The 12,955-nt window shown below is 40.1% G+C and carries 10 protein-coding genes; 7 read left to right on the forward strand and 3 right to left on the reverse strand.

Features of this window, described 5'->3' with window-relative positions:
- The first annotated feature begins 12 nt into the window (after positions 1 to 12).
- Genes RM541_RS03525 through RM541_RS03540 form a run of 4 tightly spaced genes read left to right on the forward strand, consistent with a single transcriptional unit; the run spans position 13 to position 4,845 of the window.
- On the forward strand, positions 13 to 867 hold the full coding sequence (locus RM541_RS03525; protein WP_311498841.1) for a fumarylacetoacetate hydrolase family protein: 855 nt from the start codon (positions 13 to 15) through the stop codon (positions 865 to 867).
- A complete protein-coding gene (locus tag RM541_RS03530; RefSeq protein WP_311498842.1) occupies positions 867 to 1,691 on the forward strand; it encodes an amidohydrolase family protein in 825 nt (274 codons plus the stop codon). Before RM541_RS03525 ends, RM541_RS03530 begins: the two co-directional genes overlap by 1 nt.
- Before the next feature lie 3 nt (positions 1,692 to 1,694).
- The gene (locus RM541_RS03535; RefSeq protein ID WP_311498843.1) at positions 1,695 to 4,058 is read left to right on the forward strand and encodes a glycoside hydrolase family 95 protein; all 2,364 of its coding nucleotides are present in this window, start codon (positions 1,695 to 1,697) and stop codon (positions 4,056 to 4,058) included.
- A 4-nt stretch (positions 4,059 to 4,062) separates the two neighbouring features.
- Positions 4,063 to 4,845: an L-fucose dehydrogenase gene (locus RM541_RS03540; RefSeq protein WP_311498844.1), complete on the forward strand. Its 783-nt coding sequence runs from the start codon at positions 4,063 to 4,065 to the stop codon at positions 4,843 to 4,845.
- Positions 4,846 to 5,217: 372 nt separating this feature from the next.
- Here RM541_RS03540 and RM541_RS03545 read toward each other — a convergent pair whose 3' ends face one another.
- Complete coding sequence (locus RM541_RS03545) at positions 5,218 to 7,215, reverse strand: protein-disulfide reductase DsbD family protein (protein WP_311498845.1); 1,998 nt, start codon at positions 7,213 to 7,215, stop codon at positions 5,218 to 5,220.
- Positions 7,216 to 7,398: 183 nt separating this feature from the next.
- The gene (gene rseP / locus RM541_RS03550; RefSeq protein ID WP_311498846.1) at positions 7,399 to 8,715 is read right to left on the reverse strand and encodes an RIP metalloprotease RseP; all 1,317 of its coding nucleotides are present in this window, start codon (positions 8,713 to 8,715) and stop codon (positions 7,399 to 7,401) included.
- A 152-nt stretch (positions 8,716 to 8,867) separates the two neighbouring features.
- Between rseP and RM541_RS03555 the strand changes: the two genes are divergently transcribed.
- The 3 genes from RM541_RS03555 (at position 8,868) to feoB (ending at position 11,939) form a co-directional block, all read left to right on the forward strand.
- Positions 8,868 to 9,533: an SCO family protein gene (locus RM541_RS03555; RefSeq protein WP_311498847.1), complete on the forward strand. Its 666-nt coding sequence runs from the start codon at positions 8,868 to 8,870 to the stop codon at positions 9,531 to 9,533.
- Positions 9,534 to 9,604: 71 nt separating this feature from the next.
- Positions 9,605 to 9,835 (forward strand): FeoA family protein, encoded by a 231-nt coding sequence (locus RM541_RS03560; RefSeq protein ID WP_311498848.1) that lies wholly within the window; start codon positions 9,605 to 9,607, stop codon positions 9,833 to 9,835.
- Between the two features lies 1 nt (position 9,836).
- The gene (feoB, locus tag RM541_RS03565; protein WP_311498849.1) at positions 9,837 to 11,939 is read left to right on the forward strand and encodes a ferrous iron transport protein B; all 2,103 of its coding nucleotides are present in this window, start codon (positions 9,837 to 9,839) and stop codon (positions 11,937 to 11,939) included.
- A gap of 246 nt (positions 11,940 to 12,185) precedes the next feature.
- Here feoB and RM541_RS03570 read toward each other — a convergent pair whose 3' ends face one another.
- Entirely contained in the window at positions 12,186 to 12,560 is a 375-nt protein-coding gene (locus RM541_RS03570) for a hypothetical protein (RefSeq protein ID WP_311498850.1), read from the reverse strand.
- Between the last annotated feature and the right edge of the window lie 395 nt (positions 12,561 to 12,955).

The following is a 12,955-nucleotide window of genomic DNA, read 5'->3' on the forward strand; positions in this document are numbered from 1 at the left end:
AAAAATTAAAATATGAAATTAATACGTTTTGGAAATATAAATGAAGAAAAACCGGGTGTGGAACTGGAAAATGGCAAACGAATAGATGTTTCTGCCTTCACTGACGATTTTAATGAAAAATTCTTTCAAACCGGGGGAATAGAAAACCTGCAAACCTGGCTAAAAGATAATACTGAAAATTGTCCGGAAATTACCAAAGACACCCGTCTTGGAAGTCCGTTTTCCCGACCTTCCAAAATTATTTGCATCGGTCTAAATTATGCAAAACATGCCGAGGAAACCGGAGCCGAAGCACCAAAGGAACCGGTACTTTTTTTTAAGGCCACTTCCGCAATTGTGGGGCCTAATGACGATTTAATTATTCCGAAGAACAGCACTAAAACTGACTGGGAAGTGGAATTAGGCGTAGTAATTGGCAAAAAAACATCTTATTGTTCCGAAGAAGATGCTCTAGATCACGTGGCAGGATATGTTTTGCACAACGATTACAGTGAGCGTTCATTTCAAATTGAAAGGGGCGGCCAGTGGGTAAAAGGTAAAAGTTGTGACACTTTCGCTCCTCTAGGTCCCTGGCTGGTCACCAAAGATGAAATTAAGAATCCCAACAACCTCAACCTTTGGCTAAAACTGAATGGAGAAACGAAGCAAAGCAGCAACACTTCAGATTTTGTTTTTAACGTTTCTGAAGTGATAAGCTACGTTAGCCAGTTTATGACACTGCTTCCCGGTGATGTGATTTCTACAGGCACACCTGCAGGAGTAGGAATGGGTTTAAAGCCGCAACGTTTTTTAAAAGAAGGAGATGTGGTGGAACTGGGCATAGATGGCCTTGGAACCTCCAAACAACACGTAAAAAATTACAAATAATGATCTTTGACTCCCATGTGCATTTCTGGAAATACAATCCGCAGCGCGATTTGTGGATTAATGAATCTATGGGTGCCATAAAACGGGATTTTTCGCCTGAAGATTACAAAAACGCTATTCAGGATCAGGACGTGAAGGGCTGTATTGCCGTACAGGCAGATCAGTCTGAAGAAGAGACCGAATTTCTTCTGAAACTTGCTGAAGAAAATGGGATTATCAAAGGAGTTGTGGGATGGGTGGACCTTACCGCTGGCAATGTAGTTAAGAAACTGGAAAAATTCAGCCAAAACAAGTATCTAAAGGGCATCAGATATGTTCTTCAGGATAAGGAGAATGATTTTTGCCTGAACCAGACTTTCCTGAACGGAATTTCAAAACTTCAGCAATTCAACCTTACCTATGATATTTTGGTAGATTATCGTCAGCTCAATTCTATTATTCATCTGGCAGAAGATTTCCCGGAGCAGGCGTTTGTATTGGACCACCTGGGAAAGCCGGATATCAAAAACATCAAATATCAGGATTGGAAGCAAAATATAGAACGTTTGGCACAATTTCCAAATGTTCACTGCAAAATTTCAGGAATGGTCACAGAAGCCGACTGGGAAAACTGGAAACCTGAAAATTTTAAACCTTACCTGGACACCGTTTTCAGTTTTTTCGGAACAGAAAGGATATTTTTTGGCTCCGACTGGCCGGTATGCACATTGGCCGGGGACTACGAAAGCGTTACCAACCTTCTTAAAGACTACACCTCCATTTTTAGCACTTCCGAAAAAGAAGCTATTTTCTTCAAAAACGCGCAGAAATTCTACAATATCTAAGCCATGCAAAATCGGTTCATTCCACTTTTTTTGATGCTTGCCCTTATGTTGATTCCATTCAGTAGCCATTCCCAGGATTCAACTTCTAAAAACCTGTTATGGTATGAAAGTCCGGCAGAAAACTGGGATCATGCTCTTCCGGTTGGAAATGGCCGTTTGGGAGCAATGGTTTTTGGCGATCCAAAGAGCGAAAGGATTCAGCTAAATGAAGATTCTATGTGGCCTGGTGGACCGGATTGGGGTAATAGTAAAGGTACACCGGAAGATCTCGCTGAAATTAGAAAACTGGTAAACGAAGGTAAAGTGCATCTTGCCGATAGTCTTATCGTAGAACATTTTTCATTTAAAGGCGTAGCCCGTTCCCATCAAACCATGGGCGATTTGTTTATAGAATATCAGAATAAGGATGTAAATGATTATAAGCGCAGCCTGGATTTTGCAAAAGCTGTGGCCAGCTCTTCCTGGAAATCTGGTGGCCATAAAGTTTCTCAGGAGGTATTTGCCTCAGCACCAGACGATGTACTTATCGTTCGGATTAAAACGGAAAATCCTGATGGAATTAATTTCAAACTCCGCATGAACCGTCCTGATGATAACGGGCATCCCACCGTAGAAGTTACTTCCCCTGAAAATAACGTGCTCAACATGCGCGGCATGGTTACCCAATATGCCGGCGCAAAAAATTCTGAGCCAATAGAGATAGATTACGGAGTAAAGTTTGAAACCATTCTTGAAGCTGATATAAAACAAGGCTCGGTAACTTCTGAAAACGGTACGCTAACGTTTAAAAATGTGCAGGAGGCTATATTATACATTGTAAGCAGTACTTCCTTCTATCATGACAATTATATTTCGAATAATGAAAGAACCCTTGAAAGTCTTCAGAGTAAAGATTACGATTCTTTGTTGTCCAGACATATTGAAGATTACCAGCAGTATTTTAACCGCGTATCTATAGATTTAGGTGAAAAAGAACCGGATACACTTTCTACCACAGAGCGACTTCAACGGGTAAAAGACGGTCAGTCTGACCGTGATTTGGTAGAAAAACTCTTCCAATATGGCCGATATTTGTTGATTTCGAGCTCCCGCCCGGGTACAAATCCTGCGAATTTGCAAGGGCTCTGGAATAAAGATATCCAGGCGCCGTGGAATGCTGATTATCACCTCAACATCAACCTGCAAATGAATTACTGGCCTGCAGGGCCCACAAACCTTAGCGAACTTCAGGAACCACTTTTTGATTTTACTGATAGACTTATAGAAAGAGGAAAAATTCTTGCCAAAGAACAATATGGAATGAGCGGCACCGTAGCACATCAAACTTCAGATCTTTGGGCATCTCCCTGGATGCAGGCCGAAACAGCTTACTGGGGTTCCTGGATTCATGGTGGTGGCTGGCTGGCGCAACATTACTGGGAGCATTACCAGTTCACGCAGGATACCACCTTTTTAAAAGAACGTGCCTATCCCGCTCTAAAAGCTTATGCTGAATTTTATTCAGATTGGCTTACTGAAGATCCGCGTGACGGCACCTTAATTTCCACTCCCGAAACCTCACCTGAAAATCGTTATCTGGCTCAAGATGGACAGCCTGCTGCCCTATCCCGCGGCACTGCTATGGGCCATCAGATTATTGCTGAAGTTTTTGATAACACCATTGCGTCTGCTCAAATATTGGGAAAATCTGATGATTTTATTCAGAAGATAAAAGATCAGCGCGGGCAATTACGCACCGGAATACAAATTGGAAAATACGGAAGAATTCTGGAATGGGACCGTGAATATGAAGAACCTGAAAAAGGCCATCGCCATATTTCTCATTTATACGCTTTACATCCGGGCGATGATATTACCAGCGAAGATCCGGAATTATTTGAAGCCGCCCGAAAAACCATTGAGCATCGCCTGGAGCATGGCGGCGCAGGGCCGGGATGGAGCCGTGCCTGGATCATAAATTTTTACGCCAGGCTATTAAATCCTGAAGCGGCATACGAAAATATCCAACTTTTTATGGAGCGTTCTATTTATCCTAATTTACTGGATATCCATCCTCCTTTTCAGATAGATGGAAACTTCGGATTTACAGCCGGAATTGCCGAAATGTTGCTGCAATCGCACGAAGGTTTTCTAAGGATTTTACCTGCCCTTCCTGAGGAATGGCCAAATGGAAAAATAAAAGGTCTTAAAGCACGGGGAAATATTGAAGTGGATATTGCATGGGAAGATGGAAAATTGGAACAACTGAAGTTAACTTCAGAAGAAGATAAAACCGTTCAGGTGAAATATGGAGAAAACAAAATTCAGGTAGAAATGAAGGCAGGAAAAGCGACTATTTTAGACATAAATTCAGAATTAATAGAATGATAATATGGATTTAGAACTTCAGGAGAAAGTAATTATAGTTACAGGAGGTACCAAGGGAATTGGGAAAGCCATTTCAAAAGGAATCGCCTCGGAAGGGGGAATTCCTGTATTTATTGGCCGCACCAGTGCAGACGGAAAGAAACTTCTGAAGGAGCTTCAGCAAAAAGGTGAGAATGGACATTTTATTCAGGCCGATCTTAATGATCCTGAAGCCTGTAAAAATATTGTTGCTGAAACTGTTGAAAAATTCGGTAAGATTTACGGACTGGTTAATAATGCCGGCACGAATGACGGCATTGGCCTGGAAAATGGTACTCCTGAAAAATTTAAAAATTCGGTTATTTCCAACCTTAACCATTATTATGAAATGGCGCATTATTGCGTTAAACACATAAAAGCTTCCAAAGGCAGTATTGTAAACATCAGTTCTAAAACGGCAATTACCGGCCAGGGAGGCACTTCGGGATATGCTGCCGCCAAAGGTGCACAACTTGCTTTGACCCGGGAATGGGCTGTAGAGCTCCTATCTTACGGAGTAAGGGTAAACGCGATAGTTCCTGCTGAAGTTCAGACTCCGCAATATGACAACTGGATTGCTACTTTTGATAATCCCGAAGAAAAACTGAAAAACATAATCCAGAATATCCCTTTAGGTAAAAGAATGACGACCAGCGAGGAAATTGCCCATACCGCTCTTTTCCTTCTTTCAGAAAAATCTGCGCATACTACGGGTCAGCATTTGGTGGTAGACGGAGGTTATACCCACCTGGACCGATCGATTACTTAAATTAACGTGCCGTCCCTTTCCAGAGTTCTTCAGCAAAAATAATGTATGTCCTGAAATGGAAATTATCTGTCTTTAATCAGAGGAGAGTGTAAAGTGGAAAATTCTTTGGTTTTAAGATGAGAGCCTGAAAATGACGATTATCGACCTCCTGCAAGGTTTTAGAAACCTTGTAGGTTTGATTATTTTCTTATACCCTACAAGATCAAAAAAGAACTTGCAGGAAATACAATCATCAAAAATGATGGATGCCCTGAAATGCCAGTTATTGACTTCTATTAGAGGAAATTAGAGTTTTTAAGAGAGAGCCTAAAAATGACAATTATCGATCTAAAGCTTTAGATCTGAATGGTTCTAAAAATGTTCAGGAGAATACTAATCTTTATAAGCAGAAATTCCTTCCTGTAACCATTGATAATATTCGTCGGGATCTGGAGTATAGGCTGCGGGCTCGTTAAGTTTTTCTCCGCTGGCATCCAGTAGCACATAAAACGGTTGGGCATTTGCTTCAAACCTGCTAATCTGAAAGTCGCTCCATTTCTGGCCTACCGTAGTGATTTCCTTTCCTGTGATTTCTGAAGTATAAGTGTCTTCTTCAGGTAAATCTCGTTTATCATCCACATAAAGTGATATAAGGACAATATCGTTCTTCAAAATATCCAAAATGCGCTGTTTTGGCCATACATTTTGCTCCATTTTCCTGCAGTTAACGCACGCCCATCCCGTAAAATCCAGCATTACCGGCTTACCGACCTCTTCAGCATATTCCAATCCTCTTTCAAAATCGTTGAAGACCAGGATGTCGTGCGGAGGCATCAGGTGCGCGCCTTCGGGTAATTTTGCATTAGCTGCCGTTCCTGAAGCTACATTTTTTGTGTACCCTACTCCATACGGGGATTCACTGTACTCCAGAGGCGGCGGAAAAGCGCTGATAAAGTTCAGCGGAGCTCCCCAAAGCCCCGGGATAAGATATATTGTAAATGTGAGCACCAACAATCCCATTATCAGTCTACCTACTGAAATGGATTCCAGCGGAGAATCATGTGGCAGTTTTATTTTTCCGAATAAATATAAGGCAAGCGTTCCAAAAATCGCAATCCAGATGGCGATAAACACTTCGCGTTCCAAAAGGTGCAGTTGTAGCACCAGGTCTGCCTGAGAAAGGAACTTGAAAGCCAGCGCCAGTTCCAGGAATCCGAGAAAAACTTTTACGGTATTTAACCAACCACCGCTCTTTGGCAGTGTGTTCATCCACCCCGGGAAGGCAGCAAAAAGCGCAAACGGCAAAGCAATAGCCAAAGAAAAACCCAGCATTCCCACAATTGGTGCAATTCCTCCTTTTGAAGCGGCCTGCACTAACAATGTTCCCACAATAGGACCGGTACAGGAAAAGGACACAATTGCCAACGCCAACGCCATAAAGAAAATGCCAATTATCCCTCCTCGATCTGCCTGGGAATCTACTTTGTTGGCCCAGGAATTGGGAAGCATGATATCGAAAGCCCCAAAAAATGAGATCGCAAAAATGACCAATATGGCGAAGAAAATGAGGTTAAACCAGACGTTAGTCGCCAGTGCATTTAGAGAATCTGCGCCAAAAATGGCAGTTACGGCTGTTCCAAGCAAAACATAAATAACAACAATGGAAATCCCATAAATTATTGCATTCCGAATTCCCTTTGCCCGGGTTTTACTTTGCTTGGTAAAATAACTCACCGTCATGGGAATCATAGGAAAAACGCAGGGCGTAAGTAGTGCCGCAAAACCTGAAAGGAAGGCAATAAAGAAGATACTCCACAATCCATTTTTGTTCTCCTTTGCAGAAGTTATTCCGGTTTCTACTTCATTAGAAATATCTACAGGTTCTTCTAAATCTACATTATCATTAAAAATTGAAGGATCTGCGGAAGGATTTATGCCGCCAGCCGGTACTGTTAAAGTAAATTCTTCCAGGCTTGGTGGTAAGCAACGCTCATCGTCGCAAACCATGAATTCTACAGAAGCATTTATTATAGCCGCTTCTTTCAGTAAAACTATACGTTGCTGAAAGGAGGCTTTATCTTCAAAATACTTTATGCGCATTTCAAAGACAGGATCATCTACTGTTATGCCCTCCTCTTCTTCCGTTTCTCCTAAAAGTTCATAATTGTCATTTTTTTCATATGAGAAAGTAGTGGGAATTGGTCCGTTTTCAGGAACATCCTGGGCGTAAAGGTGCCATCCCGCTTCAATTTCCGCAGAAAAAATAAGTAGATATTCATTTTCGGATTCTGAAACTTTTTCAACACTCGCCGACCATTCTACAGGGTCATAAATCTGAGAGAATCCCTGCAGGGAAAAGAGAAGAAATATAATGAGGATAAAATTCTTCATGATAGTAGGTGATTTTAAGTCCTTCTGAAGGTATTAAAACCTAAAAAAGACATCTTCTGAAAAAATAAAGAGACTGCCTGAAAATGCCAATTATCGAATGGGATATTTTAAATCGACTTCTAAAACTGAATATTCAGAAACACGAAAATTGTCATTTTGGAGACCTCTCCTTCAATTCAAAGTTTATTCAAACAGCCATTTATAAATATCATTTCCGTTGGCGTAAAGCACAAGCGCAAAAATGATAACGAAGCCAATTAACTGTGCTACTTCCATAAACTTATCATTTGGTGTTCTTCCGGTGATCATTTCATAAAGCAAAAACACGACGTGGCCACCGTCTAAAGCCGGAATCGGCAGAATGTTCATAAAAGCCAATATTATCGAAATAAAGGCAGTTGTATGCCAAAAACCGGCCCAGTTCCAGGTATCAGGAAACAAGCCGCCTATCGCGCCGAAACCTCCAAGTTGAGAAGCACCTTTTTTGGTAAAAACATATTCAAATTGGGCAACATAATCGTGCAATGTCCAGTAACCGTAATCAAAACCTTCAGAAATACTTTCGGCAAAGCCATATTCACGTTTCTCGAACTCGAAACCTCGAACCGCTGCCACGCCTATTAATCCCTCCTCATCTGGAGTAATCATAGCACCCTTAATCTCACCGCCACGTTCAAAAACCACTTCTATTTCCTTATTGGGATTTCCTTTTGTAATAGGACTTACTTCGTGCCAGTAACCGATTTCCTGACTATTCAAAGAAATTATGCTGTCTCCCTGCTGAAGACCGGCCAACGCTGCTGCCCTGTCTGCCACCACGGTATCCAGTACCGGCGACTGTATAGGTACAAAAGGCTGCATAATTCCTTCTTCCCACATTTGGGCACCAACGGTCTCTGGAATAGAGATAGTTTCTTCACTTCCATCCTGGTGTAAAACGGTGATAGAAGTCACATCCCGCATAAAAAGATGGCGGTTAATATCGAGGCTATTTTCAAAGCTGGTTCCGTTCACCTCCATGATCCTGTCTCCATCTTCAAAACCATATTCCTTAAATTCGTCTACTACTGCAAAACCATCGGGCATCTGCTCAGGACCAACATAACGGGTTCCATAAACGAAAAGGATCATCATAAAAATAACGAAACCCAATACCAGGTTTACGGTGACCCCTCCCAGCATAATGATCAAACGCTGCCATGCCGGTTTACTACGGAATTCCCAGGGCTGTGGCGGCTGCGCCATCTGCTCTTTGTCCATACTCTCATCTATCATCCCGGAAATCTTTACGTAACCACCAAGCGGCAGCCACCCAATTCCGTAGACAGTATCGCCTATTTTCTTTTTGAAAAGCGCAAATTTTACATCGAAAAACAGGAAAAATTTCTCTACTCGTGTTTTAAATATCTTGGCGGGGATGTAATGCCCAAATTCGTGTAATACAATAAGCAATGATAAACTTAGTAAAAGTTGTATTGCTTTAACTGCAAATGGATCCATTCTTTAAACTTCAAAATTTAATCGCACAAAAGTAACTTTTTAAAAACTACTAGAAAAGTATTAATCTACCACTGTTCGCATTTCTGAAATTTTTTGCTTCCAATTGCGACTATTTGATTCCCAGCAGTTAATTTTGCATCAAAATTTTATTCATGCTAAAGTTTTTTAAGCGTTACAAAACCTTTGCCATAGTTTTTTCCATTCTGTCGGCAATTATACTGGTTAGTATTTATTCGCTGCTTAAACCTGAAAAAACTTTACCAATTTATCAACCAGACATGGTGAATGCAGAATTGGTGGATACTACTGTTCAATATATAAGAAAGTATCACAAAATTGCAGATTTTGAACTTGTGAACCAAAATGGAGATACTATAACCGAAGCGTTTTATAAAGATAAAATTTATGTAGCCGATTTCTTCTTTACGACCTGCCTTACCATTTGCCCCATTATGACAGATCATATGGTTAAAATACAGGAGAAGATAAAAGATGACCCTGAAGTTTTCCTGCTCTCACACACTGTGTTTCCAAAGACAGACAGCGTACCCGTGTTAAAAAAATATGCAGAAGAAAAAGGTGTAATAGATGGGAAATGGAATCTTGTTACGGGTGATAAAAAGAAGATTTATGATCTCGCCAGAAAATCTTATCTCGCTACAAAAAGTACAGGAGATGGTGGAAAATATGACATGATCCATACAGAAAATTTTGTTCTTGTGGATAAGGATAGACAAATACGTGGCTTTTACGACGGCACAGATCCTGAAGCTATCGAAAAACTTATGGCAGATATTGAATTTTTAAAGAACAAATAAATAAGCTTCAGGCTTTTCTACCATTTTTATTTCCCTTACTTTTGCCTTGTTTAAAATCAATCTAAATAACATTGAAAGTTACCGTAGCACATCTCAGGCGAGGACAAAAGGGAATTATAAAAGAATTCTCTGCTGATAATGTTCCGCTTAAACTTTTGGAAATGGGTTGCCTGCCAGGGAACGAGGTAGAGCTGGTACAAATAGCTCCTTTTAGAGACCCCCTTTACTTAAATGTTAACGGTAGCCATCTTGCCATTAGGAAGGAAACTGCATTGCACATTGAAATTGAACTAATCGATTAGCATGGGCAAACAAATTAATGTCGCATTAATAGGAAATCCCAATACCGGGAAAACCTCTGTCTTTAACCAGCTTACAGGATTAAACCAAAAGGTGGGAAATTACCCCGGTATTACGGTAGAAAAGAAAGAAGGGATATGCAAATTGCCCCGTGGGTTAAAAGCTCACATTCTTGATCTTCCCGGAACTTACAGCCTTAACGCCTCTTCCCTGGATGAAAATTTGGTAATTGAGCTGTTGCTTAATAAAAATGACAAGGATTATCCAGATGTTGCTGTTGTAGTAAGCGATGTTGAAAATCTTAAACGAAACCTGCTCCTCTTTACTCAGATTAAAGATCTGGGCATTCCCACGATTCTTGTGGTTAACATGGCAGATCGAATGATTCGCAAAGGTATTTCACTGAATATTGAAATGCTTGAAGAGCGGTTAAAAACTAAAGTTGCTCTGGTAAGTGCCAGAAAAAATCAGGGGATTGATGAGCTCAAGGAGATGATTATAAATCACAAGCAGATTCCTACAGAGCCTTGCTTAAATGCTTCTATAATTGATCCCGATTATTTCGATAGACTTCGAAAAGCCTTTCCTAATCAATCTATTTACAAGCTTTGGTTGGTAATTACACAAGATGTTAACTTCGGTAATATAAATAGAAAGGAACTACATAAATCTACAGATTTTAACACAAAGTCTGAAAGCGACTTAAAACGTCTCCAGCAAAAAGAAACCGTTCTTAGGTATCAGTTTATAAACGGCACTCTAAAGCAGGCTTTGACTGTAGATTTAAATGCCGCCACAGATTTAAGAGCTAAACTGGACAGGGTGCTAACCCATAAAGTTTGGGGCTATGTGGTTTTTCTGTCTATCTTAATGCTGATTTTTCAAGCCATTTACAATTGGTCCAGTTACCCCATGGATCTCATAGACGAAGCCTTTGCTTCTCTAAGTGAATTGGTAAACAATACATTTCCACCAGGAGTCTTTACAGATCTTATGGCAGAAGGTATAATTCCCGGACTTGGGGGAATCATCATTTTTATTCCGCAGATTGCTTTCCTCTTTCTTTTTATCAGCATTTTAGAAGAGACAGGCTATATGAGCCGCGTGGTTTTCCTAATGGACAGGATTATGCGAAGGTTTGGATTAAGTGGTAAAAGTGTTGTGCCGCTGGTATCTGGTACTGCCTGCGCTATTCCCGCAGTTATGGCGACTAGGAACATCGAAAATTGGAAAGAACGGCTTATCACCATTCTTGTGGTTCCCTTTACCACATGTTCTGCAAGGCTGCCGGTTTATCTTATCATTATTGCACTTGTAATTCCGGACAAAACAATATTAGGTTTTAATTATCAGGGGTTAACTCTAATGTTATTGTACCTGATAGGTTTTGGAACCGCTATTCTTTCGGCATGGATTTTAAACAGCATATTAGATATTAAGAACAAGAGCTATTTTGTTATCGAAATGCCTAATTATAAGGTACCGATGATAAAGAACATTGCAATTAATGTAGTTGAAAAAACAAAATCTTTTGTGTGGGGCGCCGGTAAAATTATACTGGCAATTTCGATAATTCTGTGGGTTTTAGCCAGTTTCGGGCCAGGTGAAGATTTCCATAATGCTGAAGAGATAATAGCTACAAAATATAATTCTGAAGAAAATATTTCTACAGAAGAATTTCAGGAAGATGTATCGTCGTATAAACTGAAGCATTCCTATATTGGCATTATGGGCCGGGCAATAGAACCGGCGGTCGCGCCCCTGGGTTATGATTGGAAAATTGGAATAGCGATTATTAGTTCCTTTGCTGCCCGCGAAGTTTTTGTGGGAACTCTGGCCACCATTTACAGTGTAGGTAGTGACGAGGAAGAAACCATTAAAAACCGAATGGCGGCAGAAACAAATCCTGTGCTTGGAGGACCACTATTTACCTTCGCCAGCGGGATAAGTCTGTTGCTTTTCTATGCTTTTGCCATGCAGTGTATGAGCACACTCGCAATTGTAAAAAGAGAAACTAACACCTGGAAATGGCCAATATTGCAACTGGTGCTTATGAGCGCCTTTGCCTATGTGGTTGCTTTGGCTGCTTTTCAGCTTTTAAAATAATTTGTAAGTAAACAGTAAAATTACGACTCAGTTACTATGGAATTACTACAACATATTTTAGTTTTTATCACCTTCGCTATCTCAGTGGGATATATGATTAGCAAATTCATCTGGAAACCGGCTTTTATAACCCGCAGAAAGACTGAAAAGCAGAAAGCCTGCGGGGTTTCAGGATGCGGCTGTAGCTAAGTTTCTCTGCTTCTCTGAATTGTGTAAATCAAGGTATATGTTATACCCTTAATTGCTTTATTCCTTAATCGGCCTTGTAAAAGTTACTTCCCGTAAAACAATGCTATCGTTCTTGATTTCATCAACATCAATCATAAAAATAAGGACATCTTGTTTCCAACTGTCTTGTTCTTCAAAGGTTTTAGCAACTTTGATGTAGGGGGTTGTCCTGAAAAAACTAATGTCCAAGACCTTTTTTTCATTTAAAAATTCCCTGCTTTTTTTTAACTTAATCGGGGTCTTACCGTTAAATTTTTTTTGAAGTTCTGGATCTCTGTGAAAATGGCTAAATCGAAATTTGTTATCATAAGGATAAGTATCTTCTTTTTGCTCAATCAAATAAGAATAAGAGGTCGTGGCTTCTTTTGATAAAGAAAATTGAACCCTTTCCATTTCTTCAAAAGTGTCATTAAATTTAATATAAACCGTATCCTTTATCTGGGAATAGGAATTAGAAAAAAAAATAAGGAATATTACTAATATTTTCATTTCAATTACAATTTGGTTCTTTTGTAGAATCGGCCTTAGCCCCTTCTTCATACTTACTTATATCCTCAATGTTATTTTCATAATATTCTTTATCTTTTTCTGTTAATTGAAGTCCTCGATGAGAAATATATTCATAGAAGTCATTCCAATTCCAATTAGGATGGATCAAGTTCTACATAATTATTTAAAAAAGTACTATCATTTAATTTGGGATGGACCTCGCGTATCGCTTCCTGCATAATTCCGGTATAATGGTCAGCCATATATTCATGCTGCCATCCCTGCAACTGGCGGTAATC

This window comes from Autumnicola psychrophila, assembly GCF_031846645.1.
Classification (GTDB): Bacteria; Bacteroidota; Bacteroidia; order Flavobacteriales; family Flavobacteriaceae; genus Autumnicola; species Autumnicola psychrophila.